We start from the raw sequence: 25515 nt of genomic DNA on the forward strand, positions 1-25515 counted from the left end.
TGGGCACCCTCCCCGCGCGACCCCAAATAGCGTCCAGTAGGGTTTGGTCCGCATAAACATCCAAACCCCTGCCCGCGTCAGGGCCGGCGACCGACCAGCGAGACGGCCGCAGCCGACCGCGCGGGCGAGACTCTCGGGAAGGCGCTACGTGAGTCCCAACGGCTCCGACCTCCCCCACGGCCCGCAGGGCGTGGGAGGCACCCCCATGCCGCGGCGCCCGATGCGGCGGAAGCTGCCGCAGGTGCTGACTGCGGGCCTGATCCTGGCGACAGCCACCGGTTGCTCGTACAACTGGGAAGACTTCCCCCGCCTCGGAATGCCCACCCCGGTCACGGAGGAAGCTCCGCGGATCCTCTCCCTCTGGCAGGGCTCGTGGGCGGCAGCGCTCGCCGTGGGCGTGCTGGTGTGGGGTCTGATCCTGTGGAGCGTCTTCTTCCACCGGCGCAGCCGCACCAAGATCGAGGTCCCGCCGCAGACCCGGTACAACATGCCCATCGAGGCGCTGTACACCGTGGTCCCCCTCATCATCGTCTCGGTGCTCTTCTACTTCACCGCGCGCGATGAGTCGAAGCTCCTCGCTCTCTCCGACAAGCCGGTCCACACCGTCAACGTGGTCGGCTACCAGTGGAGCTGGGGCTTCAACTACCTGGAGGACGTGGACGGGAACCCGGCCACCGGCGACGCCGCGGCCCAGAAGCAACTGAACGCGATTCCGGACAAGTACACCAACGACTTCCCCAAGGGAGCCGAAGGCGTCTACGAGGCCGGTATCCCCGGCGACCGGAACCCGCAGACCGGCAACCCCGGCCCCACGCTGGTGCTGCCCAAGGGCGAGAAGGTCCGCTTCATCCTGACCTCGCGTGACGTGATCCACTCCTTCTGGGTGGTTCCCTTCCTGTTCAAGCAGGACGTCATCCCCGGTCACACCAACGTCTTCGAGGTGACTCCCACCCAGGAGGGCACCTTCATGGGCAAGTGTGCCGAGCTCTGCGGTGTGGACCACTCCCGGATGCTCTTCAACGTGAAGGTCGTCTCCCCGGAGCGGTACCAGGAGTACCTGAAGGAGCTGGCCGACCAGGGGCAGAAGGGCTTCATCCCGTCGGGCATTGAGCAGTCGAACCCGGCCCGGAATGCGGAGAAGAACCAACTGTGAGCATCCTCAACGAATCCCAGGGTGCCGCCGCGGGCGACTCGCGCGGTGACGCGTACGAAAACGAGCTCCCGGTCCGGCGTCGGCAGCCCGGTAACGTGGTGGTGAAGTGGCTGACCACCACCGACCACAAGACCATCGGCACGCTGTACCTGGCGACGTCGTTCGTCTTCTTCTGCATCGGCGGCGTGATGGCGCTCTTCATGCGCGCCGAGCTCGCCCGTCCGGGTACGCAGATCATGTCGAACGAGCAGTTCAACCAGGCGTTCACGATGCACGGCACGATCATGCTGCTGATGTTCGCGACGCCGCTGTTCGCCGGGTTCGCGAACTGGATCATGCCGCTGCAGATCGGCGCGCCCGACGTGGCGTTCCCCCGGCTGAACATGTTCGCCTACTGGCTGTACCTCTTCGGCTCGATCATCGCGGTGGCCGGCTTCCTCACCCCGCAGGGTGCGGCCGACTTCGGCTGGTTCGCCTACTCCCCGCTGTCGGACGCGGTCCGCTCGCCGGGTGTCGGCGCCGACATGTGGATCATGGGTCTTGCCTTCTCCGGCTTCGGCACGATCCTCGGCTCGGTCAACTTCATCACCACGATCATCTGCATGCGCGCACCGGGCATGACGATGTTCCGTATGCCGATCTTCGTGTGGAACGTGCTGCTGACCGGTGTGCTGGTCCTGCTCGCCTTCCCGGTGCTGGCCGCCGCCCTGTTCGCCCTGGAGGCGGACCGCAAGTTCGGCGCGCACATCTTCGACGCGGCCAACGGTGGCGCCTTGTTGTGGCAGCACCTCTTCTGGTTCTTCGGCCATCCAGAGGTGTACATCATCGCCCTGCCGTTCTTCGGCATCGTCTCGGAGATCATCCCGGTCTTCAGCCGCAAGCCGATGTTCGGTTACATCGGTCTGGTGGCCGCGACCGTCGCGATCGCCGGTCTGTCCGTGACCGTGTGGGCCCACCACATGTACGTCACCGGTGGAGTGCTACTGCCGTTCTTCTCCTTCATGACCTTCCTGATCGCGGTGCCGACCGGTGTGAAGTTCTTCAACTGGATCGGCACCATGTGGAAGGGCTCGCTGTCCTTCGAGACCCCGATGCTCTGGACGATCGGCTTCCTGATCACCTTCACCTTCGGTGGTCTGACCGGTGTCATCCTGGCCTCGCCCCCGATGGACTTCCACGTCTCCGACTCGTACTTCGTCGTCGCGCACTTCCACTACGTCGTCTTCGGCACCGTGGTGTTCGCGATGTTCGCCGGATTCCACTTCTGGTGGCCGAAGTTCACGGGCAAGATGCTGGACGAGCGGCTTGGCAAGATCACCTTCTGGACGCTGTTCATCGGCTTCCACGGCACGTTCCTGGTCCAGCACTGGCTGGGTGCCGAGGGCATGCCGCGCCGTTACGCGGACTACCTCGCCGCCGACGGCTTCACGACGCTGAACACCATCTCGACCATCGCGTCGTTCCTGCTGGGCCTGTCGGTCCTGCCGTTCATCTACAACGTCTGGAAGACCGCGAAGTACGGCAAGAAGGTCGAGGTCGACGACCCGTGGGGCTACGGCCGTTCGCTCGAGTGGGCGACCTCCTGCCCGCCGCCGCGGCACAACTTCCTCACCCTGCCGCGGATCCGCTCCGAGTCCCCGGCGTTCGATCTGCACCACCCGGAGATCGCGGCTCTCGACCAGCTCGACCATGCCGGCCTCGGTGCCATCACCGCTGACAAGGAGGCCGGCAAGTGAAGATCCAAGGCAAGATGTTCATCTGGCTGAGCGTCTTCATCCTGGCCATGGCCATCCTGTATGGCGTGTGGTCGAAGGAGCCGGCCGGTACGACGGCGCTGTTCCTGGCCTTCGGCCTGAGCATCATGATCGGCTACTACCTGGCCTTCACGGCCAGGCGTGTCGACGCCATGGCCCAGGACAACAAGGAGGCCGACGTCGCGGACGAGGCCGGTGAGGTCGGCTTCTTCTCGCCGCACAGCTGGCAGCCGCTGTCGCTGGCCATCGGCGGTGCCCTGGCCTTCCTCGCGGTCGCGATCGGCTGGTGGCTGCTGTACTTCTCGGCCCCGATGATCCTGGTCGGCGTCTTCGGCTGGGTCTTCGAGTACTACCGCGGAGAGAACCAGAACCAGTAGCTCCCGAGCTGCTCCGCATCACGCAGGGGCCCGGACACTCACCCAGTCGGGTGAGGTCCGGGCCCCTCGTTTGCAGTCTTCCGGCGCGCCGCGCCCGGGTGTTGTCCATAGCGTGTGCTCATGAACGACATATCGCCTATACGCAACGTCACCGGATGCACCGTGCTGCTCCTGTCCCTGGGAGCCGGGATGGCCGCGTGCAGCGGCCCCGAGGGCCACCCGCTGGCGGCGCGGCCGTATGACGCGGCCCGGCAGGTCGCTCTCAACGCGCCCTCCGGAAGCGCCAAGGCGGATCCGGAGAGGCCCCTCGAAGTCACCGCCAAGGGCGGGGACGGCCGGATCACCGATGTCACCGCCGTCGACGCGGCCGGCCGCTATCTCGCCGGTGAACTCTCCGCCGACGGCAGCAGATGGCACTCCACGGGCCCGCTGGCGGCCGGTACGCGCTATACCGTCAGAGTGGCCACGGAGGACGCTGCAGGCGCCCCTGGGCTCCGTACACAGACCTTCGAGACCGCGGTGGCCAAGAACCGGCTCAAGGTCACCCTGGGCCCCAAGGCGGGCACCTACGGCGTCGGTCAGCCCGTCACCGTCGAGCTCAGCGCGCCCGTGAAGGACAAGGCGTCCAGAAGTGCCATAGAGCGTGCCCTGTCCGTGCGTTCCACCCCTGCCGTCGAGGGTGCCTGGCACTGGGTGGACGACAAGCAGCTCCACTACCGCCCGAAGGACTACTGGCCCGCTGGTGCCACGGTCGTCGTCCACAGCAACCTCGACGGCGTCAAGGTGGGCAAGAAGCTCTACGGTGGCGCGGCGAAGCCGCTGACGCTGACCATAGGCGACCGAATAGAGGCGATCACCGACGCCGCGACCCACCAGATGACGGTGCTGCGCAACGGAGAAGTGATCAACACCATTCCGGTGACCACCGGCAAGCCCGGCTTCTCCACCCGCAACGGCGTCAAGGTCGTGCTCGGCAAGGAGTACTACGTCCGGATGCGCGGCACGAGCATCGGCATCCCCGAGGGCACTTCCGACTCCTACGACCTGGACGTGTACTACGCGACCCGGCTCACCTGGAGCGGCGAGTACGTGCACGCGGCCCCCTGGTCGGTCGGCTCCCAGGGATACGCCAACGTCAGCCACGGCTGCACCGGGATGTCCATGGGCAACGCCCAGTGGTTCTTCAACACCGTGCGCGAAGGGGACATCGTGAAGGTCGTCAACAGCCTCGGCGACACGATGGAGACCTTCGGCAACGGCTTCGGGGACTGGAACCTGGCCTGGGACAAGTGGCGGGTCGGCAGCGCCGTGCTGAACGGCACCAGGGACGGCGCCGGACCCGCGGTCGCCGCCCGGCTCGCCCCCCTGGTGTGATCCCGCGCGACCCGCAGGACCTCAGTGGTTGGCGGCGAGCCTGGTGCGCAGCAGAGCCGCCAGGGACTCGCCGAACTCCACAGGATCCACCGGAAGAGTGACGGCCGCGTCCGCACGGCTCCAGGTGGCCAGCCAGGCGTCCTGCGGGCGCCCCATGAGCACCAGCACCGGCGGGCAGCGGAAGATCTCGTCCTTGATCTGCCGGCAGACCCCCATACCGCCCGCGGGGGCGGTCTCACCGTCGAGTACGCAGACGTCGATACCGCCCCTGTCCAGCTCGGACAGCACTGCGGGCAGAGTGGCGCACTCGATGTACTCGACCGGGGGAACATCGGCGGCCGGACGGCGGCCTGCGGCGAGTCGCACCTGTTCGCGCGTGTTGGCGTTGTCGCTGTACACCAGCACCCTTGCGGTCGCCTGCATGGTTCCTCCGCTTCGTCGGGGAGATCGTCCGGCCGTGCACCGATGCGCGGATGCTACCCCCGTCGGCCCCCTGTCAGCACCGCAATCGACAGGCTTTCGCTGGGCCGTTCGGGCTGGACAAGCGGTACTGACACACCGAACGGCACCCCCCGGAGTGAGGGCTGGATAAGCGACCGACATAATGTCGGTCGTGGCGACAGCAACGACAGTAGAAACCGGGCACGCGCACCCGTCGGTCAATCGGCCGAACCTCACCAGCGTCGGAACCATCATCTGGCTGAGTTCCGAGCTGATGTTCTTCGCGGCCCTCTTCGCGATGTACTTCACCCTGCGATCGGTGATGGGTGCCGAGTACTGGGCAGAGCAGGCTTCGGCCCTGAACTTCCCCTTCTCGGCCACCAACACCACGATCCTGGTGCTCTCCTCCCTCACCTGCCAGCTCGGCGTGTTCGCCGCCGAGCGCGGTGATGTGAAGAAGCTCCGCACCTGGTTCGTGATCACGTTCGTGATGGGTGCGATCTTCATCGGCGGCCAGGTGTTCGAGTACACCGAGCTGGTCAAGCACGAGGGCCTCTCGCTCTCGTCCGACCCGTACGGCTCGGTCTTCTACCTCACCACCGGCTTCCACGGTCTGCACGTGACGGGCGGTCTGATCGCCTTCCTGCTGGTACTCGGCAGGACGTACGCGGCCCGGAGGTTCACCCACGAGCAGGCAACCGCCGCCATCGTCGTGTCCTACTACTGGCACTTCGTCGATGTCGTCTGGATCGGCCTCTTCGCCACGATCTACATGATCAAGTAGCCGGGCTCGTACCCGCACCCATTCCAGAAGCATCGACGCAGAAGATCCTGACACCGGGGTAATCCGTGAAAAAGCTCTCCGTACGACGACGCCATCCGCTGGCGGCAGTCGTCGTCCTACTCCTCGCGCTGGCGGCCACTGGGGGGCTGTACGCCGCGTTCGCTCCGACGGACAAGGCCCAGGCTGACGAAACCGCCCAGTCCCTCGACATCGAGGAGGGGAAGAAGCTCTACGAAGTCGGCTGCGGCAGCTGCCACGGAAACGGCGGTCAGGGCACCTCTGATGGCCCGTCCCTGGTCGGCGTGGGCGCCGCTGCCGTGGACTTCCAGGTCGGCACCGGCCGTATGCCCGCGCAGCAGCCGGGTGCCCAGGTGCCGAAGAAGAAGGTCATCTACACCCAGGCCGAGATCAAGGCGCTCGCCGCCTACATCTCCTCTCTGGGCGCCGGCCCGGCCATTCCGACCGAGAGCCAGTACAACCCCGAAGGCGCGGACATCGCCCGTGGTGGCGACCTGTTCCGCACCAACTGCGCCCAGTGCCACAACTTCACCGGTGAGGGTGGCGCGCTGACGTACGGCAAGTACGCCCCGACCCTCGAAGGCGTGACCGAGAAGCACATCTACGAGGCCATGCAGACCGGCCCGCAGAACATGCCCTCCTTCGGCGACGGCATCATGCCGGACCAGGAGAAGAAGGACATCATCGCGTACATCAAGACCGTCAACAGTGGCGAGTCGGAGGCCCCGGGCGGTCTGACCCTGGGCAACCTCGGCCCCGTCACCGAGGGTCTGTTCGCCTGGATCTTCGGTCTGGGCTCCCTGATCGCAGTCGCCATCTGGGTCGCGGCCCACACCGCTAAGGCCAAGAAGTCATGAGTAGCCAAGACATTCCAGAAGAGTCCCTGCCCGCTGAGCAGGACCACGCGCGCGGAGCGGTAGCCACCACCGAGGATCCGTTCGCGGACCCCGGGCTGCCGGCACACAAGCCGCGCATCCAGGACATCGACGAACGGGCCGCCCGGCGGTCCGAGCGCACTGTCGCCCTGCTGTTCACGCTCTCGATGCTGGCCACCATCGGCTTCATCGCGTCGTACGTGATCTTCCCGGTCGACCAGATCGTCTACATCTGGCCGATCGGCCACATCAGCTCGCTGAACTTCGCGCTCGGCATGACGCTCGGCATCGCGCTGTTCTGCATCGGCGCCGGCGCGGTCCACTGGGCCCGCACGCTGATGTCGGACGTGGAGGTCCCCGACGAGCGTCACGCCGTCGCCGCGGAGCCCGAGGTCAGGGCCAAGGTCATGGCCGACTTCAAGGCGGGCGCCGAGGAGTCCGGCTTCGGCCGCCGCAAGCTCATCCGCAACACGATGTTCGGCGCGATGGCCATGGTCCCGCTGTCCGGCGTGATGCTGCTGCGCGACCTGGGCCCGCTGCCCGAGGTCAAGCTGCGCAAGACGCTGTGGGCCAAGGGCAAGCTGCTCATCAACATGAACACCAATGAGCCGCTGCGCCCCGAGGACATCGCCGTCGGTTCGCTGAGCTTCGCCAAGCCCGATGGGCTCGAGGAGCACGACCACAGCTTCCAGACCGAGATCGCCAAGGCTGCCCTGATGCTCGTCCGGATCCAGCCGGAGGAGATCAAGGACAAGAAGGAACTCGACTGGTCGGTCGGCGGCATCGTGGCCTACTCGAAGATCTGCACCCACGTCGGATGCCCGATCTCCCTGTACGAGCAGCAGACGCACCACGTCCTGTGCCCGTGCCACCAGTCCACCTTCGACCTCTCCGACGGCGCCCGCGTCATCTTCGGCCCAGCCGGACACCCGCTTCCGCAGTTGCAGATCGGCGTGAATGACGAGGGCTACCTCGAGGCGCTCGGCGACTTCGAGGTACCCGTCGGCCCTGCCTTCTGGGAGCGCGGATGAGCACCAACGACGAGAACAGGCGAGAAGCCTCCAAGGGCGAGCGGATCGCCGACTGGGCTGACGGCCGGCTCGGGATCTACTCCCTGGCCAAAGCCAACATGCGCAAGATCTTCCCGGACCACTGGTCCTTCATGCTGGGTGAGGTCGCGCTCTACAGCTTCATCATCATCATCCTCACGGGTGTGTACCTGACGCTGTTCTTCCACCCGTCGATGAACGAGGTGGAGTACCACGGCCCGTACGAGCCGATGCAGGGTGTGCTGATGTCGGAGGCGTACGCCTCCACCCTGAACATCAGCTTCGAGGTCCGCGGCGGTCTGCTCATCCGGCAGATCCACCACTGGGCGGCGCTGATCTTCCTCGCGGCGATGTTCGTGCACATGATGCGCGTCTTCTTCACGGGGGCCTTCCGCAAGCCGCGCGAGATCAACTGGCTGTTCGGCTTCCTGCTGTTCGTCCTCGGCATGTTCACCGGTTTCACCGGTTACTCGCTCCCGGACGACCTGCTCTCCGGCACCGGTGTCCGCTTCACCCAGGGCGCGATCCTGTCCATGCCGATCGTCGGCACGTACATCTCGATGTTCCTGTTCGGCGGGGAGTTCCCCGGCGACGACTTCGTCGCCCGGTTCTACTCGATCCACATCCTGCTGCTGCCGGGCATCATGCTCGGCCTGCTGGTGGCGCACCTGATCCTGGTCTTCTACCACAAGCACACGCAGTTCGCGGGCCCCGGACGGACCAACAAGAACGTCGTCGGCATGCCCCTGCTGCCGGTCTACATGGCCAAGGCCGGAGGCTTCTTCTTCCTGGTCTTCGGTGTGATCGCGGTGATCGCCGCGATCGCGCAGATCAACCCGATCTGGGCCATGGGCCCGTACCGCCCGGACCAGGTGTCCACCGGCGCCCAGCCCGACTGGTACATGGGCTTCGCCGAGGGTCTGATCCGCTTCATGCCGGGCTGGGAGATCAACCTCTGGGGCCACACGCTGGTCCTGGGCGTCCTCATCCCGCTGGTGCTGTTCCCGCTGGTGCTCGGACTGATCGCGGTCTACCCGTTCGTCGAGGCCTGGGTCACCGGCGACAAGCGAGAGCACCACATCGCGGACCGGCCGCGCAACGCGCCTACCCGTACCGCGTTCGGCGTCGCCTGGGTGACGGCGTACATGGTCATGCTGATCGGCGGTGGAAACGACCTCTGGGCGACCCACTTCCACCTGTCGATCAACTCGATCACCTGGTTCGTCCGGATCTTCTTCATCGCCGGACCGGTCATCGCCTTCATCCTCACCAAGCGGATCTGCCTCGGCCTCCAGCGCCGGGACAAGGACAAGGTGCTGCACGGACGCGAGTCCGGCATCATCAAGCGTCTGCCGCACGGTGAGTTCGTGGAGATCCACGAGCCGCTGTCGCAGGGGGACCGGTACAAGCTCACGGCCCACGAGCAGTACGAGCAGGTCGAGATCGGCCCGACGGTCGACGAGAACGGCGTCGAGCGCAAGGTCAAGCGGTCCGAGAAGCTCCGCGCGAAGCTCAGCAAGGGCTTCTTCGGCGAGGGGAACCAGATCCCCAAGGCAACCGCCGAGGAGTACCAGGAGATCACCAGCGGCCACGGCCACCACTGATCTCCGCTTGATCATGACCTGTTGATCCGCTGATCGCCACGGCAGGAGCCCCGTCCACCCGGTGGACGGGGCTCTTTGCCGTAACCGGGGGTGGATAGGGTGGGGGCATCCCGTTCGTACAGACCAACCAGGAGCGACCATGAGCGCTGTGACCCCCGCTGGTGGGGGTACCCCCAGCGGAGCGAGGGGGAGGCTGACCGCGGCGGGCCGTTCCTGGCCCCGGGTACTGGACTCGCTGCTGTACGGGCGCGACCAGAGCGCCGAAGACACGGCCTGGGCGATGGACCGCATCCTGCGCGGCGAGGCGACCGACGCGCAGATCGCGGGTTTCGCGGTGGCGCTGCGGGCCAAGGGCGAGACGGTCGAGGAGATCTCCGGCCTGGTTCGCACGATGTACGAGCACGCCAGACTGATCGAGGTCCCGGGGCGGACGGTGGACATCGTCGGCACCGGTGGCGACGGTGCCAAGACCGTCAACATCTCCACCATGTCCGCGATCGTGGTCGCCGGCACCGGCGCCAAGGTGGTCAAGCACGGCAACCGCGCGGCGTCCAGCGCGAGCGGTGCGTCGGACGTGCTGGAGAAGCTCGGGGTCAATCTGGAGCTGACACCTGACCGGGTTGCCGCGGTCGCCGAGGAAGCCGGGATCACCTTCTGCTTCGCCGTGAAGTTCCACCCCGCGCTGCGCCATGTGGCCGCGGCGCGCAAGGAACTCGGCATCCGCACGACGTTCAATTTCCTGGGTCCGCTGACCAACCCCGCACGGGTGAAATCCCAGGCCACCGGGGTCGCGGACGCCCGGATGGCGCCCATCATGGCAGGTGTGCTCGCCGAGCGCGGTTCGAGTGCGCTGGTGTTCCGCGGCGACGACGGCCTGGACGAGCTCACCACGACCGCGACCTCCAGGGTCTGGGTGGTACGCGACGGCGCGGTGCGCGAGGAGGCCTTCGACCCCCGGGACCTGGGTATCGAGCTGGTTCCGGTGGAGGCCCTGCGCGGCGCCGACGCCTCGTACAACGCCGATGTCGCACGCCGACTGCTGTCCGGCGAGCAGGGCCCCGTCCGTGACGCCGTACTGCTGAACTCGGCGGCTGCGCTGGTCGCGCTGGAGCCGGGCGCCGGCACCCTGGCGGAGCAACTCCGGGACGGTATGGCCAAGGCGGCGGAGTCCATCGACTCGGGGTCGGCGAAGCGGGCACTGGAGCGCTGGGTGGCGGCCAGCAACCGCTGAGAAAGGCTGGGAGAAGTGACGCGAGGCCCAGTCCAGATGGCGGACTGCGCCTTGCGCGTTTCACGTCGTATGGCAGGATGCCTTTCAAGGTCATGAGTGACAGCGATGACGGCCCCGGCCCGCTGTCCGGCAACCCTCCGTCCGTGGCGGGGTGCCCCGGGTGAAGACCAGGCTGTGGGCAGTGAGGTCCACGGCAAGCGCGGACCCCTTGCCGCCCCTGGGGTCCTGGTCCTCGAGGGAGCGATTCTCGTGAGCAAGCGAATGCGGTAGGGCCTCCCGGCCCCTTCCCCCACCTCCGTGCCGGCGCCCGTCGTCGCCGCGTCGAGGCATCACCCGTATACCGGACGGCAGTTGTTCCGCCGTGCGGGTGCTTCACAGCCATTCGCCCCTGTCACCCGGGAGACACCGTCATGCCCGCACGCCTGAACACCGTCGCAACCGCAACCGCAACCGCAACCGCAACCGCAACCGCAACCGAGACCGCCGCCGTCTCCGGCCCCGACGACTCCTGCCGCACCGCCCCGCTGCCCGTGCTCGGCCGCGATGTCACCGTGCCGCTCGTGCTGGGTGGCGAAGTCAGCTACGCCGCCCTCGACTACGCGGCCAGCGCGCCCGCCTTGCAGCGGGTGTGGGACGACGTCGCCGCGTACGCCCCCTACTACGGCAGCGTCCACCGGGGCGCGGGGTACCTCTCGCAGCTGTCCACCGAGCTGTTCGAGAACAGCCGGGTGACGGTCCATGAGTTCCTCGGCTGCCGGGAATCGGACCAGGTGGTCTTCACCCGCTCGACCACGGACTCGCTCAACCTGCTCGCCGCGGCCCTGCCCGAGGGCTGCCGGGTCTTCGTCTTCGAGACCGAGCACCATGCCGCGCTGCTCCCGTGGAGGGACGCCGACGTCACCTATCTGGACGCACCGCGCACCCCAGGGGAAGCGGTGCGGACCCTGGAGGCCGCGCTCGCCGACCGGGAGCTCCACGGCCCCGCGCTGGTCTGTGTCACGGGCGCCTCCAATGTGACCGGGGAGCTGTGGCCCGTACAGGAACTCGCCGCCGCCGCGCACGCCCACGGCGCACGGATCGTGCTGGACGCCGCCCAGCTCGCCCCGCACCACCCCGTCTCCGTACGGGACCTGGACGTCGACTGGGTGGCCTTCTCGGGGCACAAGCTGTACGCGCCGTTCGGCTCGGGTGTGCTCGCCGGGCGGGCGGACTGGTTGCAGGCCGCCGAGCCCTACCTCGCGGGCGGCGGCGCCTCGCGCACGGTGTCCCGTCGCCCCGACGGAGGTGTCGACGTGGACTGGCACACCACGGCTGCCCGCCATGAGGCCGGTTCGCCGAACGTCATCGGCGCCTACGCCATCGCCTCCGCCTGCAAGGCGCTGACCGAGGCCGGGTTCGAGGAGCTCGTCGCACGTGAGCGGGAGCTCATCGAGCGGGTCCGCGCGGGCCTCGCCGAGGTGCCCGAGGTCAGGGTGCTGTCACTGTTCGGGGAGCAGGCCGCCCGGGTCGGGGTGCTGTCCTTCGTCGTGGAGGGCTGGAACAGCTCGCACTTCGCCGCCGCGCTGTCCGCCGAGTACGGCATCGGTGTCCGCGACGGACTCTTCTGCGCCCACCCGCTGGTCAGCACCCTGCTGGGGAGCGACCCGGCCGAGGCCGGGGAGTGCGGGGCCCCGGACGCCACGGCGGGGGAGCGGTCCCTGAACGCGATCCGGGTCAGCTTCGGTGCCGGCACCCCGGACGAGCACATCGAGCGGTTCGTCGGAGCCGTCAGGGAGCTGGTGCGCGAGGGCGCCCGATGGGACTACCGCACCGAGAACGGCCGTTGCGTGCCCGTCGTCTGAGCGGGGCAAAGCGAGGGGACGGTGATCCGCCCGGCCGTGCGCGCTCTGCGGCGAAGGCATGCCGGGCGGACCCCCTGCGGCACGCGCGGCGGAGCGGCTACGCGTCGAGGCCGATCGCGAACGCCGCCTCCAGGTCGTGCTGCGAGTACGTACGGAACGCGACATGCGTGTCCGTCGCCTCGACGCCCGGGATCCTGCTGATCCGGCCCGGGATGACATCCGCCAGATCCTCGTGCTGGGCCACCCGGACCATCGCGATGAGGTCGTACGTGCCGGTGACCGAGAAGACCTCGCTGACGTTGTCAAGACCGGCGATCGACTCGGCGATCTCCGGGATGCGGTCCACGCTGGTCTTGATGAGCACGATCGCGGTGATCACGGCTGGCTGTCTCCCTCGGTGGCCGTGGCTTGGGCTTTCACTCTAGCCCCCAGCCGCAGACCGGCCCATGCGTAGCAGAAGCCGATCCCGAAGCCCACGAGATGCGCCAGATAGGCGACTCCGGGGCCCGATGACGTGTCCTGCGCCTCCGCCAGCCATTGCAGGGCAAACCAGAAGAGCAGCACGATCCACGCGGGAAACCGCAGCGGCAGGAAGAAGAGGAACGGAAAGAGACTGGTCACCCGTGCCTTGGGGAAGAGGCACAGGAATGCCCCCAGCACCCCCGAGATCGCTCCCGAGCCGCCCACGAGCGTCTGAGTGGACTGTGCGTTCGCCACGGCATAGGCGAGGAGTGCCAGATAGCCGCAGCCGACGTAGAAGAGCGCGAACTGCACACGCCCCATCCGCTCCTCGGTCATCGCGCCGAACACGAACAGGAACAGCATGTTGCCGAGCAGGTGCAGCCAGCTTCCGTGGACGAACAGAGCGGTCAGCGGGGTGAGCAGGGCGCGCGGGGAGCCACGCATGAGCTCGCTCGGGATGACGCCCCAGCGTTCGAAGTATCTGGTGGTACCGACGAGCAGGGTGTCTCCGGTGCCGAAACCGGGGTTGAGCCCGGAGACCGGGCCGATGACGAAGACCAGGCAGCACAGCCCGATCACCCCGTACGTCACCACGGGGCCGCTCATGGTTCCCCGGACCTCCGCCCGGGCCGCTGCCTGCCGCTGCGTCATGCACCCGAGCATGTCCTACCTGGGCCGTGGGCAAGGGCCGCCTCGCCGTGTCACGGCGGGCCCCTGAGGTCGTAGGGTTACGGGGAGTACGCGTGATGAGACGGGAACGGCACGAGGACCGGCGCCGGGGGAGAGTGGTATGCGGTGGTCAGTGAGACCATCGAGTCGGTCCGGTGTCGCTGGGGGACGCGGTGGAACGGATCTAACCGGCTGGGTGCGGATTCCTGAGATGAGCGCCCGGAACGCACGGAGACATCAGAGGTGACGGATCGTGGAGCGGCCTGACAGCGGCGGGGACCCGGCCGGTGCGGCCGGTGGCGCCGCGGAGGGGCTGGACCGTCCGCTGCCCGAGGGCGTACGGCGCCAGGTGATTGCCCTGGTCTCGGACGCGTTCGGCGGGCTGACGTTCGGCGACCTCCCCGCCCAGCTGCGGCAGTACGCCCGGTTCACCCCCACCCGCCGCGCCAAGTTCGCGGGCAACGCCATGGCCGCGGCCCTCGAAGGCGACCCCGTGTTCCGCCAGCGCATCGGCGAGCGGTTGCGCGAGGCGCAGCCGGAGCTGGCCGGGGCGCTCGAAGCGGGCGCGCCGCCCGCGGCGGCCGACCCGGTGGACGTGGCCGCTGCCGCGTATGTGCTGCGCCCGACCGGCTGGGTCAAGCTGGTCGCCGCCGCAGGTGAGGAAGCCCAGCGTGCGGACGCCGAGCGCGCCGATGAGGAGTCGCGGCGGGAGCTGGCGCGGCTGCGCGAGGAGGTCGAGCGGCTCAGGGCCCAGTCCAAGGCCGAGGCCGACCGATTGCGGTCCGAGCTGGAGGCGGCCCGTAAGGAGGCCGAATCCCTGCACCGAAAGCTGCGCAGCGCCCAGAGCGATGTGAAGCGCGGTGAGGCCGCACTGCGCCGTGCCGCCGCCGAGACCGAGGCGGCGAAGGCCGAAGCCCAGGCCCAGGTATCGGCCGCGGAGAGCGAGGCCCGCCGCCTCAAGGGCCGGCTGGGCGAGGCCGAGTCGGCCGTGGAGGCGAGCCGCAGGGCCTCCAGGGAGGGGCGTTCCCTGGAGGACATGCGGGTGCGGCTGCTGCTGGACACGGTTCTGGACGCGGCCCAGGGGCTGCGGCGCGAACTGGCCCTGCCGCCCGCCTCGCTGCATCCCGCCGACACGGTGGACGCGGTCGAGCCGGGCCGGATGTCACCGAAGGACGTCGCGGCGCGCGCGCTCTCCGAGACGGATCCGGCGCTGCTCGACCAGTTGCTCGCGCTGCCCCAGGTCCATCTGCTGGTGGACGGCTACAACGTCACGAAGAGCGGCTATCCGACGATGCCGCTGGAGAAGCAGCGGCTGCGGCTGCTCGGTGGCCTGGCGATGCTGGCCGCGCAGACCGGTGCGGAGACCACCTGTGTCTTCGACGGTGCCGAGCTGGCGGCCCCGGTACTGCTCGCTCCACCACGCGGTGTGCGGGTGCTGTTCTCCAAGCCCGGAGTGACGGCCGACGAGCTCATCCGCCAGCTTGTCCGGGCGGAGCCGCCGGGGCGTCCCGTCGTCGTGGTCTCGACCGACCGCGAAGTCGCCGACGGTGTCGCCAAGGCGGGGGCGCGGCCGGTGGCGTCGGCGATGCTGCTCAAGCGCCTTTCGCGCGTCTAGAGCGGACTTGTGCCGCTCGCCCTGCTCGTAACTCATGCGCTCTATGTCCGATTTGGCGGGACGTACGGTCAACTGGCCATCACCGTGTGTGTGATGAGTGTAAAAAAATGAGTTGCTGGAGATACTTTTTTCTCATGAGGATTTGAACTGATCACGGAGTGGTCACTAGGGTCAGGCCTCGAACCTTCGCGCGGTTGATCATCCATCCGGGGTGACAGTGAAGGAACCGCCGATTTCATGCAGTTCGCCCCATTCGGGGGTTATGGCTGCATGGTGCCGGGGACTCAACCCCACTGCCCGGCAGGCGGCTCGAGGAAGAAGGAGCTCGCCTTCGTGGCGTCCCACCGTCGACCCAAGCAGCCCAGCCGCGCTCGTGTGTCCGTGCTCACCGCGACCGCCGCGGCAGCCGTCGCGCTGACCTCCCAGGCCGCTCAGGCCGCACCCGCCAAGCCCAGCAAGGACGAGGTCAAGGCGAAGGTCGACGCCCTCTACCACGAGGCGGAGAAGGCCACCGAGGAGTACAACGGGGCCAAGGAGCAGCAGACCAAGCTCCAGAAGCAGGTCGACGCGATCCAGGACCAGGTCGCCCGCGGTCAGGGCGAGGTCAACGAGCTGCGGGACAAGCTGGGTTCGGTGGCCAGCGCCCAGTACCGCTCCGGCGGTGTGGACCCGGCTCTCCAGCTCTTCCTCTCCTCCGACCCGGACACCTACCTCGAGAAGGCGTCCGCGATCGACCAGCTCGGCGCCAAGCAGACCCAGGCGCTCCAGGAGATCCAGGCCAAGCAGCGGACCCTGGCCCAGCAGCGGGCCGAGGCGACCAAGAAGCTCGACGACCTCGAGGACATCCGCAAGACGCTCGGCGAGAAGAAGAAGGCCTTCCAGGGCAAGCTCGCCGACGCCCGGGAACTGCTCAACACCCTCACGTCCGCCGAGCGGGCGAAGCTCCAGCAGGAGGAGCAGCGCGCCAGCCGCGCCGCCGGTGAGCGGGTGGATCTCGGCAACGAGGTGCCCGCATCGCAGCGCGGAGCCGCCGCGCTCAACGCCGCCGCCACCCAGCTCGGCAAGCCCTACTTCTCCGGCGCCGAGGGCCCCAACTCGTATGACTGCTCCGGTCTGACGCAGTGGTCGTACCGCCAGGCGGGCGTGAGTATCTCGCGCACCACCTACACCCAGCAGAACGACGGCGTGAAGATCGGCCGCAGCCAGCTCAAGCCCGGCGACCTGGTCTTCTTCAACGGCCTGTCCCACGTGGGTCTGTACGCGGGCAACAACCAGATCCTGCACGCCCCGAAGCCGGGTGCTTACGTCCGCTACGAATCGATGGACTACATGGGCACCTTCCAGTTCGGCGTCCGGATCTGAGGACCGGTCGCGAACGCCCCTCCGTGCCGTCCGATCGGGCGAATCGCGGGGCAGGGAGCTGACAGTGCGCCCCGCCGGTGACCTCACGGTCTACGGCGGGGCGTCACTTTTCGCCCCCTGTGGGGCTTTTGGTGGCACGTAACCGCACGGCTACTCTCTGCCGCGCGGCGGTCGAAGGGCCGCCCCTCCAGCGGAAGGGAGTGCGGCTCCTGTGGCGTCCCATCGCCGAACCACCCCGTCATCGGGGGTCTCCGGTATCCCCCGTGGTGCCCGGGGCACCCTGCTGTCGGCCGCGGCCGCCACCGCGGCGGCCGCGCTCGGCGCGGCACCGGCAGCCGCCGAACCGCACGGCACCACGACCGCCCCCAGCCGGGAGCAGGTCGACCGGCTCTACGAGCAGGCGGAGCGAGCCACCGAGGCCTACAACGCGGCCGGGGAACGCGTGGACCGGCTGCGCACCGACGTGGCCGCGCTGCGCGACAGCGCGGCGCGCGGCCAGGAACGCGTCAACACCATGCGCGGGGCGCTCGGAGCCGTCGCGGGCGCGCAGTACCGCTCGGGCGGCATGGACCCGGCCCTGGCACTGCTGCTCTCCGACGACCCGGACTCGTACCTGGGCAAGGCGGAGCTGCTCGGCCGGATCGGCGACCGGCAGACGGCCGCCCTGCGCGATCTCCGCCGCTTCCAGCACACCCTTGCGCGCGAGCGAGCGGAAGCCGGGCGCAAGCTCGTGGCGCTGGAGCAGGGCCGGGCCACCGTGGCCCGCCATAAGCGCACTGTCGAGGCCAAGCTCGCCGAGGCGCGGCGGCTGCTGAACGCGCTGCCGTCCACCGAGCGCGACGCCTACGGCAGGTCCTCCCGCTCGGGGCGTGACGGCCTGCCGCCTGACCTGTCCGCAGGCCCGGCCTCCTCGCGCGCCGCCGCCGCCGTCCTGGCCGCGAAGAGTGCGCTCGGCAGGCCCTACGTCTGGGGCGCGAGCGGTCCGAACGGCTTCGACTGCTCGGGGCTCATGCAGTGGTCCTACGCGAAGGCGGGCGTCGGTCTGCCCCGTACGTCCCAGGCCCAGCGCACCGCCGGACGGCAGGTGTCCCTCTCGGAGGCCCGCCCCGGTGACCTGGTGACCTACCGGTCCGACGCCAGCCATGTGGCGATGTACGTCGGCAACGGCCAGGTGGTGCACGCGCCCTACCCCGGCGCGGCGGTGCGCTACGACCCGGTGGGCATGATGCCCATCGCCTCCGTGACCCGCCCCTGACAACCGGTGGGCACCGGCGCGCTCCCCGTACCATCGACCGGGTGGCTGGCCAGGGATCTCCCGGACGCGGGACCGTACGGCGGCGGCGGGCCTGGGTGCTCGTCGCCTCCGCTGTGCTCCTGGCCGGCGGCGGCTGCGCGGAAGCGGAACCGCCGGACACGGATGTCACGGCTCAGGCCATCCAGCGCACCCTGGACGGCCGGGCCACGGCGGTACTGCGCCATGACGAGGCGGGCTACCTCGCCGCGCTGGACGGCAGGCTGCGCTCGTCGGGACGCGAGGAGCTCGCGAACCTCGCGGATGTCCCGCTGCGGTCGTGGGAGTACCGGCTGACCGGTGTCCGCCGCTCCGGGGACCGTGCCACGGCAGAAGCCGAACTGCGCTACCGGATCGACGGCTACGACAGCTCACCCGTCACCACCCCACGCACTCTGGAACTGGCCGCGCGCGACGGCCGCTGGTACATCACCGCCGACCGCGCGGCGCGGGGCGGAGCCCAGCAGCTCTGGCAGCAGGGCGATGTCCAGGTGGTGCGCGGCACCCGCACCCTGGTCCTCGGCACCGGCCGCGACCAGGCCCGGTTGCGCCGGATCGCGGCCGACGCCGACCGCGCGGTGCCCGAGGTGACGGCCGCCTGGCCCGGTCGCTGGGCGGGCCGGGTGGTGGTCCTGGTGCCGGACTCGCTGGAGGCCATGGGAAGGCTGCTGGGCGCGCCCGCGGCGGGCTACCGGGGCATAGCGGCGGTCACCACGGGCACGGGCTCCACGGAGCGGGTGATCGTCAACCCCGAGGCGTACGGAACGCTGAGCGCGTTCGGCCGCCGGCTGGTCCTCACCCACGAGACCACCCATGTCGCCACGCGCGCCGACACCTCGGACGCCACCCCGATGTGGCTCTCGGAGGGCTTCGCCGACTGGACCGCCTACCGTGCCGCCCCCCGCCCGCCCGGCGAGGCGGCCCCCACCCTGCGCCGGGCGGTGCGTGCCGGTGACGTCCCCGCCGCCCTCCCCGCGGACACCGACTTCCGCTTCGGCGCCGACGCGGAGTCCCTGGGCCGCGCGTACGAGGGCGGCTGGCTGGCCTGCGAACTGATCGCGGAACGCCATGGGGACGAGGCCCTTGCGGCGCTGTACCGCCACGTGGGCGCCGCGTCGCGCGGGGGCGGCGGTGCTGTGGAGGAAGCCCTGCGCGAGGTGCTGGGCACCTCGCTGGAGGCCTTCACGGCGGAGTGGCGGGAGTACCTGCACAAGCGGCTGGGCGCGGCGGCGGGGTGACGCCGCAGGGGATCGCGGTGGGCCGCACGCCCCCGTGGGCCGCGGCCCGCCGCGAACCCCCCGCGCGCCCTGGCGGCGAGGCTCAGCCGGCCAGGGTTGCGAGGGTCTCGTCGAGCCAGCGCCGCTCCTCCGCCCCCGTCGCCCGGGCGACCCGGAGCATTCCCTGGCGGAACGGATCAGCCATCTCCTCCGCGCGGACCGGCGAGCCCTCCCGGTAGAAGAAGCTCGCCGGGGTGTCCAGGAACTCCTTGCGCCGCCGCAGCACCGCCGCCTGGTCCGCGGGGTCGGGGAGGAGGCTGAGGAAGGCGAGCACGGTGAAGAAGCGCTGGCCGTCGGTGACGTCGGCCTCCTTGGGGTGGCGCAGCCGCTCCAGCAGGTCGGCGCGGCCGGCCTCGGTCAGGGAGAGGGTGCGCCGGGGGGCCGCGCTCGCGCCCGGTTCGGTGTGCTCGGCGAGTTTGCCCGCCTTGAGGAGGCGGGTGATCGCGGGGTACAGCGCTCCGTCGCTGACCGGGCGGACATGCCCGCTCAGGGCACGGATGCGCTCCTTCAGCTCGTAGCCGTGCAGGGGTTGTTCGGCGAGGAAGCCGAGGATGGTCAGCTCAAGCACGGCGCGCTCCCGGTGGGTTGTGAGGGAAACCGACTCATGGTAGCTCTATCCGTGGTACATCGAAACGAGGTACCACGGATAGAGGTGGGGGACATGGAACACCGGAATCGGCTCGTCGCACTGGCGTACCCGGTCTACTTCGAGCTGCTCGCAGGTGTCGCGGCCGGAATCGTCAACATGGTCTGGGTGGCCCGGCTCGGCGGCCCGTCGGTCGCCGCCGTCGCCGTCGCGACCGGTGTGGAGAACGTGCTCCTCGGAGTGATCCTCATGGCGGGCACCGGCACCACCGTGCTCGTCGCCCGGGCCCGTGGCGCAGGGGACCCGGCGGCGGCGCGGGCCGCCGTGCGCGGCGGCTGGGCCCTGTGCGCGGTGCTGGTGCCGCCCGTGGCCATCGGCGGCCTGGTGCTGCGGGAACCCCTCGCCCGGCTCGCGTTCGGCGGCGACGGCGGCCCGGCAAGCACTCTCGCGGCGGAGTACTTCGCCATCTCGCTGCCCGGTACCGCGGTCATGTTCGCGACCAACGTGCTGGACGGGATCCTCAAGGGTGCGGGCGACACCCGCACTCCCATGCGTCTCTCCTTCCTCGCCAACGGCCTGATCCTGGTGCTCGACCCGCTGCTCATCGACCGGTACGGGATCCGGGGCGCCGCCCTCGCGACCGTGCTCGGCCGGTCGGTCGCGCTCGCCGCCGGGATGCTCTCCCTGCGCCGCAACGCGGTGCTGCGCGCCGTCCGGAGCGCCCCCTGCCCCCGGCCGGTACGGGACTGCCTGCGCGCCACCGCCAGGACCGGGCTGCCCATGTCGGCGGACTTCGTCGTGCGGATGACGGGCGCCTTCGCGCTGATCGCCGTGGTCGCCCGGCTCGGCGTCACCGCCGTCGCCGCGTACGGCATCGCCACCAAGGCGATGTACATCGCGACCATGGCCTTCTACGCGGTACGGCAGGCGGCCTCCATACGCACCGCCCATCTCCTGGGCGCCGGGCGGGACGAGCGGCGCGCGGTGGGCCGTCAGGCGCTGCTGGTGTCCGGAACGCTCGGAGCGGGCGCGGCCCTGGTGCTGCTCGCCCTCGCGCCCACCGTCATGCGGGCCTTCGGCGCGGACGAGGAGGTGGTGGGGGCGGGTGGGCTGTTCCTGCGCTGCGTCGGCCCCTATCTCGTGCTGCTGTCCTGCTGTATCGCACTCGGCGGGGTCTTCGAGGGCAGCGGCGGCAGCCCCCGGCTGCTGCGTATCACCATCGCCGGCACCCTGCTGCAACTGCCGCTCGCCTACGGCTTGTCAGGCCTCGGCCTGCCCGGTGTCTGCCTGGCGATGGCCTTGGCCGTCGCTGTGCAGTGCGCGGCGCTCGCGCGGCTGTTCCGCCGGACGGCGCCCGCTGCCGCGGCGCCTCAGGAGCCGAGCAGCTCCCTGTCCCGCAGCGGCTGATCCGGCGAGGCGTCCCCGGTGCCCCGCCGGGCCGCCCCCGGGACCGTACTGATCCACAGCCGGCGGCAGGCCAGCAGCGTGGCCGCGACCAGCAGCCCGTTGCGGACGACCAGCAGTGCGATACCGCGCGGGCTGCTCGCGACCACATCCGCGAACCAGATGGGGAACTCGAGATACGTGACCCCCGTGGCGACCAGCACCAGGCAGGCCGGCAGAGTCATCCGGCTCGAACGGAACACCAGGCACACCGCCGCGAGGCCCACCAGCCAGATCATGTACTGGGGGCTGATCACCCGGCTGGTGGTGGTGAACAGCAGCACCGCGGTGAACGCCGCGTCCGCCGCCGTGCTCGCCGTGAACTCCCGGGCCCGCAGCCGCCAGATCAGCAGCCAGGCGAACGCCATCGCCGTCAGCGCCAGCGCCGCCCGGCTCACCAGCGGGACGTACGGGCCGAGGAACTCCACCGAGCCGTAGTTGAGCAGCACCTGCCCCTCCCACCCGTGGTGCCGGGCCACGTGGAAGACCAGCGCGCCCAGCGACTCGACCTCGGTGCCCCGGTCGCGCTGGAAGCCGAGGAACGCCAGCGCCCCCGGCATCGCCGCGCCGAACACCAGCAGCAGTCCGCCCACCGTGGCCCCGGCCGCGGTCCACGAGGTCCGGGTCACCGACCCGCGCCGCATCCCGGCCAGCAGGAGCAGCGGCCAGACCTTGAGCATCGCGCCGAATCCGGTGAGCACCCCGGCGAGCGCGGGTCTGCGGGCCGCCGCGAGCAGGGCCGCCACCGCCACCGCGGTCACCATCAGGTCATAGCGCGCGTACGCGGTCGGCCCGAGCAGTGGCACCCCGAGGACCCAGACCCACACGCCCCTCAGTGACCGTGCCGGCCTTTCCGGGTGCCGCCCCGCGTACATGAGCAGTCCGAAGACCAGCGCGTCGCAGATCAGTGAGACCACGAAGAAGGCCTTGGCGTAGCCGAGGAAGGGCAGCACGCCGGGGGAGAGGATCGCGAGGGCTGCCGCGGGCGGGTACTGCCAGGTGACGTCGTTCAGCGGGAACGTGCCGGTCTTGAGCACCTCGTACCAGCCCTGGTAGATGACCTCGACATCGCTGGTCACGTCGGGCCCGGCGACATAGAGCACCTTCAGCACCCAGAGCAGCAGCACGATCCTGGTGATCAGGCACACCGCGACGGGGAGGACGGTGCGCGCCGCACCTCTCATGATCACCTCACGTGGTTGTCGTACTGCGGTTTGCGTGAGCTGCCATGATGCCGGGAACACCTGAGCGAGAGCGAGCGGCCTCGCCGCCGTTGGTACTGTCGGCGGCGATGGACAAGACCCTGATCGTCACCAACGACTTCCCGCCCAGACCGGGCGGGATCCAGGCATTCCTGCACAACATGGCGCTGCGCCTGGACCCCGAGCGGCTCGTCGTCTACGCCAGCACCTGGAAGCGTGGCCGTGAGGGCATCGAGGCGACGGCGGCGTTCGACGCCGAACAGCCGTTCACGGTGATCAGGGACCGTACGACCATGCTGCTGCCCACTCCGCGTGTCACCCGGCGGGCGGTGGGGCTGCTGAAGGAGCACGGCTGCACCTCGGTCTGGTTCGGGGCCGCGGCCCCGCTCGGCCTGATGGCACCCGCGCTGCGGCGCGCCGGTGCCCGGCGGCTGGTCGCCACCACTCATGGGCACGAGGCCGGCTGGGCGCAGCTGCCCGGGGCGCGGCAGTTGCTGCGCCGGATCGGCGAGGGCACGGACACCCTCACCTACCTGGGGGAGTACACCCGCTCGCGCATCGCCGCGGCGCTGACCCCCGAGGCGGCCGGGCGGATGGTGCAGCTCCCGCCCGGTGTCGACGAGAAGACCTTCCACCCCGACTCGGGCGGCGACGCCGTGCGCGAGCGCCTCGGCCTCAGCGACCGCCCGGTGGTCGTCTGTGTCTCCCGGCTCGTCCCGCGCAAGGGCCAGGACACCCTGATCCAGGCCATGCCCGCGATCCTGGCCGAGGTGCCGGACGCGGTGCTGCTGATCGTCGGCGGCGGCCCGTACGAGAACGACCTGCGCCGGCTCGCCCGCTCGGCCGGTGTCGCGGAATCCGTCCGCTTCACGGGTGCCGTCCCCTGGGAGGAACTGCCCGCCCACTACGGCGCCGGTGATGTCTTCGCCATGCCCTGCCGTACCCGCCGCGGCGGCCTGGACGTCGAGGGCCTCGGCATCGTCTACCTGGAGGCCTCGGCCACCGGGCTCCCGGTGGTCGCGGGCGACTCCGGCGGCGCGCCGGACGCGGTCCTCGACGGTGAGACGGGCTGGGTGGTCCGCGGTGACCGCCCCGAGGAGTCCGCCGACCGGATCGTGACCCTCCTGCAGGACCCAGAGCTGCGCCGCCGGATGGGCGAGCGGGGGCGGGAGTGGGTCGAGGAGAAGTGGCGCTGGGATCTCCTCGCGGAGCAGCTGAAGACCCTGCTGTAGGCCCTGTCCTGGGCCGGCCCAGGACAGGAGCGGCAGCCGGTCCCGGGACCCTCCAGGGGTGTCCCGGGGCCGCTTGTGCCAGGCCGGTGGCACCCACGGCCACACCACACCATTCGCGCCACTCCTGGCGCATTAGGCACTCTTGCGCCGCGCGGAAAAATTCCTGCGCGATCCTATAGGCGGAATCGAAAATTCCGCCCATGCTGCGCGCATGACATCAAATCTGACGCGTCGTCACCTTCTGGGTCTCGGCGCCCTCCAGACCGCGGCGGCACTTGGCCTGACCCGTATCGGGGCCTCCCCGGCCCAGGCTGCCGAACGGTCCGCCACTGTCCGCGTCCCCGCCCTCGTCGTCGGCTCCGGCTACGGCGGGGCAGTCACCGCGCTGCGCCTCGGGGAGGCCGGAATCAGCACCCTCGTACTCGAAATGGGCCGCCTCTGGGACACCCCGGGGTCCGACGGAAAGGTCTTCTGTACCACCAGCGCCCCCGACCAGCGGTCCATGTGGTTCCGCACCCGCACCGAGGCGCCGCTCGCCCAGTTCCTGTGGCTCGACGTCGTCAACAAGGACATCAGCCCGTATCCCGGAGTCCTCGACCGGGTCCGCTTCGACAACATGTCCGTGTACGTGGGGCGCGGCGTCGGCGGGGGGTCGCTCGTCAACGGTGGCATGGCCGTCACCCCGCAACGGGCCTACTTCAGCGAGATGCTGCCCAACGTCGACGCCAACGCCATGTACGGCACGTACTTCCCGCGCGCCAACGCGATGCTCGGCGTCAATACCGTCAACTCCGCCTGGTTCGAGTCGACGGAGTGGTACCGCTTCAGCCGGGTCTCACGCAAGCATGCCGCCAAGGCGGGGCTGCGGACCGTGTTCGTGCCCAATGTGTACGACTTCGGGTACATGGAGCGCGAAGCCGCGGGGCAGGCCACCAGATCGGCGCTCGCCGGAGAGGTCATCTACGGCAACAACCACGGCAAGCGCAGCCTCGACCGCACCTATCTCGCCGCTGCCCTCGGCACCGGGAACGTCACCATCGAGACCCTCCAACGGGCCCGCGGCATCCGCAGGGAGCCCGACGGCAGCTATGTCGTCACCGCCGACCAGATCGACCTCGCCGGCAAGGTCGTCGCCACCCGGGAGATCGGCTGCGACCGGCTGTTCCTCAGTGCCGGCAGCATCGGGACCACCGAACTCCTGCTGCGCGCCCGCGAGACCGGCACCCTGCCCGACCTCAGCGCCGACATCGGCGGCGGCTGGGGCCCCAACGGCAATGTCATGACCGCACGCGCCAACCACATCTGGGACACGGTGGGCGCCAACCAGGCCACCATGCCCGTCATGGGCATCGACGACTGGTCCAACACCGCCAACCCCGTGTTCGCCGAGATCGCCCCCCTGCCCATGGGCTTCGAGCACTGGATCAGCCTCTATCTGGCGATCACCCGCAACCCGCAGCGCGCCAGCTTCAGATACAACACGACCACGGGCGCGCTCGGACTCGACTGGACCAAGGCCCAGAGCCAGGTGTCCGTCAACGCGGCCAAGACCCTCTTCGACCGGATCAACAAGGCCAACGTCACGATCTACCGCTACGACCTGTTCGGCGGCAACAAGACCTTCGCCGACGACTTCACGTACCACCCGCTGGGCGGCTGCGTGCTGGGCCGGGCGACCGACGACTACGGCCGGGTGCGCGGGGCGCCGGGCATCTACGTCACCGACGGAGCCCTCGTCCCGGGCTCCATCGGGGTCAATCCGTTCGTCACCATCACCGCGCTCGCCGAACGCAACATCGAGCGCGTACTCGCCGAGGACTACGCCCAGGCCGCCTGAGGCGGCCTGGGCGCCAGACCTGGACGACGACCGGGGGC

22 protein-coding genes and 1 riboswitch are annotated in these 25515 nt (G+C 69.7%); of the genes, 17 read left to right on the plus strand and 5 right to left on the minus strand.

Translation table 11 applies throughout. The features are described 5' to 3' along the window. The first annotated feature begins 148 nt into the window (after positions 1-148). The 4 genes from coxB (at position 149) to ACFV6V_RS04895 (ending at position 4658) form a co-directional block, all read left to right on the plus strand. A complete protein-coding gene (gene coxB, locus ACFV6V_RS04880; protein ID WP_385559147.1) occupies positions 149-1153 on the plus strand; it encodes a cytochrome c oxidase subunit II in 1005 nt (334 codons plus the stop codon). Then, complete coding sequence (ctaD, locus tag ACFV6V_RS04885; protein ID WP_385559150.1) at positions 1150-2889, plus strand: cytochrome c oxidase subunit I; 1740 nt, start codon at positions 1150-1152, stop codon at positions 2887-2889. The genes coxB and ctaD overlap by 4 nt, the downstream gene beginning before the upstream one ends. Next, entirely contained in the window at positions 2886-3284 is a 399-nt protein-coding gene (locus ACFV6V_RS04890; RefSeq protein WP_385559153.1) for a cytochrome c oxidase subunit 4, read from the plus strand. The genes ctaD and ACFV6V_RS04890 overlap by 4 nt, the downstream gene beginning before the upstream one ends. A gap of 120 nt (positions 3285-3404) precedes the next feature. Continuing rightward, the gene (locus ACFV6V_RS04895) at positions 3405-4658 is read left to right on the plus strand and encodes an Ig-like domain-containing protein (RefSeq protein ID WP_385559156.1); all 1254 of its coding nucleotides are present in this window, start codon (positions 3405-3407) and stop codon (positions 4656-4658) included. 21 nt (positions 4659-4679) lie between these two features. Here the strand turns inward: ACFV6V_RS04895 and ACFV6V_RS04900 are convergent, their stop codons facing one another. Continuing rightward, entirely contained in the window at positions 4680-5081 is a 402-nt protein-coding gene (locus tag ACFV6V_RS04900) for a hypothetical protein (protein ID WP_385559159.1), read from the minus strand. Positions 5082-5262: 181 nt separating this feature from the next. Between ACFV6V_RS04900 and ACFV6V_RS04905 the strand changes: the two genes are divergently transcribed. From ACFV6V_RS04905 to ACFV6V_RS04930, 6 genes are all read left to right on the plus strand, one after another. Then, entirely contained in the window at positions 5263-5883 is a 621-nt protein-coding gene (locus ACFV6V_RS04905) for a heme-copper oxidase subunit III (RefSeq protein WP_242334695.1), read from the plus strand. Between the two features lie 65 nt (positions 5884-5948). Then, on the plus strand, positions 5949-6758 hold the full coding sequence (locus tag ACFV6V_RS04910) for a c-type cytochrome (RefSeq protein WP_385559162.1): 810 nt from the start codon (positions 5949-5951) through the stop codon (positions 6756-6758). Beyond that, complete coding sequence (locus ACFV6V_RS04915; RefSeq protein ID WP_385559165.1) at positions 6755-7807, plus strand: Rieske 2Fe-2S domain-containing protein; 1053 nt, start codon at positions 6755-6757, stop codon at positions 7805-7807. Before ACFV6V_RS04910 ends, ACFV6V_RS04915 begins: the two co-directional genes overlap by 4 nt. Beyond that, complete coding sequence (locus ACFV6V_RS04920) at positions 7804-9429, plus strand: cytochrome bc complex cytochrome b subunit (RefSeq protein WP_385559168.1); 1626 nt, start codon at positions 7804-7806, stop codon at positions 9427-9429. Before ACFV6V_RS04915 ends, ACFV6V_RS04920 begins: the two co-directional genes overlap by 4 nt. A 139-nt stretch (positions 9430-9568) precedes the next feature. After that, positions 9569-10660, plus strand: coding sequence for an anthranilate phosphoribosyltransferase (trpD, locus tag ACFV6V_RS04925; RefSeq protein ID WP_385559171.1), 1092 nt, complete (start codon positions 9569-9571; stop codon positions 10658-10660). A gap of 88 nt (positions 10661-10748) precedes the next feature. Beyond that, a riboswitch (SAM riboswitch) is annotated at positions 10749-10866 on the plus strand. Positions 10867-11070: 204 nt separating this feature from the next. Further along, positions 11071-12501: an aminotransferase class V-fold PLP-dependent enzyme gene (locus ACFV6V_RS04930; RefSeq protein WP_385559174.1), complete on the plus strand. Its 1431-nt coding sequence runs from the start codon at positions 11071-11073 to the stop codon at positions 12499-12501. Between the two features lie 97 nt (positions 12502-12598). Here the strand turns inward: ACFV6V_RS04930 and ACFV6V_RS04935 are convergent, their stop codons facing one another. Beyond that, the gene (locus ACFV6V_RS04935; protein ID WP_361278479.1) at positions 12599-12880 is read right to left on the minus strand and encodes an Lrp/AsnC ligand binding domain-containing protein; all 282 of its coding nucleotides are present in this window, start codon (positions 12878-12880) and stop codon (positions 12599-12601) included. Next, positions 12877-13614 (minus strand): rhomboid family intramembrane serine protease, encoded by a 738-nt coding sequence (locus ACFV6V_RS04940; protein WP_361278476.1) that lies wholly within the window; start codon positions 13612-13614, stop codon positions 12877-12879. Before ACFV6V_RS04940 ends, ACFV6V_RS04935 begins: the two co-directional genes overlap by 4 nt. A gap of 271 nt (positions 13615-13885) precedes the next feature. Between ACFV6V_RS04940 and ACFV6V_RS04945 the strand changes: the two genes are divergently transcribed. The 4 genes from ACFV6V_RS04945 to ACFV6V_RS04960 all read left to right on the plus strand — a co-directional run bounded on the left by ACFV6V_RS04945 (position 13886) and on the right by ACFV6V_RS04960 (position 19138). After that, entirely contained in the window at positions 13886-15247 is a 1362-nt protein-coding gene (locus tag ACFV6V_RS04945; RefSeq protein WP_385559177.1) for an NYN domain-containing protein, read from the plus strand. Between the two features lie 333 nt (positions 15248-15580). Beyond that, on the plus strand, positions 15581-16609 hold the full coding sequence (locus ACFV6V_RS04950) for an NlpC/P60 family protein (RefSeq protein ID WP_385559179.1): 1029 nt from the start codon (positions 15581-15583) through the stop codon (positions 16607-16609). Between the two features lie 211 nt (positions 16610-16820). Continuing rightward, positions 16821-17864 (plus strand): NlpC/P60 family protein, encoded by a 1044-nt coding sequence (locus ACFV6V_RS04955; RefSeq protein WP_385559182.1) that lies wholly within the window; start codon positions 16821-16823, stop codon positions 17862-17864. Positions 17865-17905: 41 nt separating this feature from the next. Next, entirely contained in the window at positions 17906-19138 is a 1233-nt protein-coding gene (locus tag ACFV6V_RS04960) for a hypothetical protein (protein ID WP_385559185.1), read from the plus strand. Positions 19139-19220: 82 nt separating this feature from the next. Here the strand turns inward: ACFV6V_RS04960 and ACFV6V_RS04965 are convergent, their stop codons facing one another. Next, positions 19221-19745, minus strand: a complete 525-nt coding sequence (locus tag ACFV6V_RS04965; protein WP_385559188.1) for a PadR family transcriptional regulator — start codon at positions 19743-19745, stop codon at positions 19221-19223. 93 nt (positions 19746-19838) lie between these two features. Between ACFV6V_RS04965 and ACFV6V_RS04970 the strand changes: the two genes are divergently transcribed. After that, positions 19839-21170 (plus strand): MATE family efflux transporter, encoded by a 1332-nt coding sequence (locus ACFV6V_RS04970; protein WP_385559191.1) that lies wholly within the window; start codon positions 19839-19841, stop codon positions 21168-21170. Here ACFV6V_RS04970 and ACFV6V_RS04975 read toward each other — a convergent pair. After that, the gene (locus ACFV6V_RS04975) at positions 21134-22390 is read right to left on the minus strand and encodes a glycosyltransferase 87 family protein (protein WP_385559194.1); all 1257 of its coding nucleotides are present in this window, start codon (positions 22388-22390) and stop codon (positions 21134-21136) included. The genes ACFV6V_RS04970 and ACFV6V_RS04975 overlap by 37 nt on opposite strands. A gap of 107 nt (positions 22391-22497) precedes the next feature. Between ACFV6V_RS04975 and ACFV6V_RS04980 the strand changes: the two genes are divergently transcribed. Next, positions 22498-23640 carry a glycosyltransferase family 4 protein gene (locus ACFV6V_RS04980; protein ID WP_385559197.1) on the plus strand — a complete coding sequence of 381 codons (1143 nt, stop codon included), beginning with the start codon at positions 22498-22500 and terminating at the stop codon, positions 23638-23640. A gap of 211 nt (positions 23641-23851) precedes the next feature. Beyond that, the gene (locus ACFV6V_RS04985; RefSeq protein WP_385559200.1) at positions 23852-25477 is read left to right on the plus strand and encodes a GMC oxidoreductase; all 1626 of its coding nucleotides are present in this window, start codon (positions 23852-23854) and stop codon (positions 25475-25477) included. Positions 25478-25515 lie beyond the last annotated feature (38 nt).

Origin of the sequence: Streptomyces sp. NPDC059828, from assembly GCF_042731955.1 — a bacterium.
Classification (GTDB): Bacteria; Actinomycetota; Actinomycetes; order Streptomycetales; family Streptomycetaceae; genus Streptomyces.

Bases quoted from the DNA above. Each gene is read 5' to 3' on its own strand.
- trpD (WP_385559171.1), top strand. From the start codon at position 9,569: ATGAGCGCTGTGACCCCCGCTGGTGGGGGTACCCCCAGCGGAGCGAGG.
- ACFV6V_RS04940 (WP_361278476.1), bottom strand. From the start codon at position 13,614: ATGACGCAGCGGCAGGCAGCGGCCCGGGCGGAGGTCCGGGGAACCATG.
- ACFV6V_RS04985 (WP_385559200.1), top strand. From the start codon at position 23,852: ATGACATCAAATCTGACGCGTCGTCACCTTCTGGGTCTCGGCGCCCTC.
- ACFV6V_RS04915 (WP_385559165.1), top strand. From the start codon at position 6,755: ATGAGTAGCCAAGACATTCCAGAAGAGTCCCTGCCCGCTGAGCAGGAC.
- ACFV6V_RS04970 (WP_385559191.1), top strand. From the start codon at position 19,839: ATGGAACACCGGAATCGGCTCGTCGCACTGGCGTACCCGGTCTACTTC.
- ACFV6V_RS04895 (WP_385559156.1), top strand. From the start codon at position 3,405: ATGAACGACATATCGCCTATACGCAACGTCACCGGATGCACCGTGCTG.
- ACFV6V_RS04975 (WP_385559194.1), bottom strand. From the start codon at position 22,390: ATGAGAGGTGCGGCGCGCACCGTCCTCCCCGTCGCGGTGTGCCTGATC.
- ACFV6V_RS04920 (WP_385559168.1), top strand. From the start codon at position 7,804: ATGAGCACCAACGACGAGAACAGGCGAGAAGCCTCCAAGGGCGAGCGG.
- ACFV6V_RS04980 (WP_385559197.1), top strand. From the start codon at position 22,498: ATGGACAAGACCCTGATCGTCACCAACGACTTCCCGCCCAGACCGGGC.
- ACFV6V_RS04900 (WP_385559159.1), bottom strand. From the start codon at position 5,081: ATGCAGGCGACCGCAAGGGTGCTGGTGTACAGCGACAACGCCAACACG.
- ACFV6V_RS04930 (WP_385559174.1), top strand. From the start codon at position 11,071: ATGCCCGCACGCCTGAACACCGTCGCAACCGCAACCGCAACCGCAACC.
- ACFV6V_RS04905 (WP_242334695.1), top strand. From the start codon at position 5,263: ATGTCGGTCGTGGCGACAGCAACGACAGTAGAAACCGGGCACGCGCAC.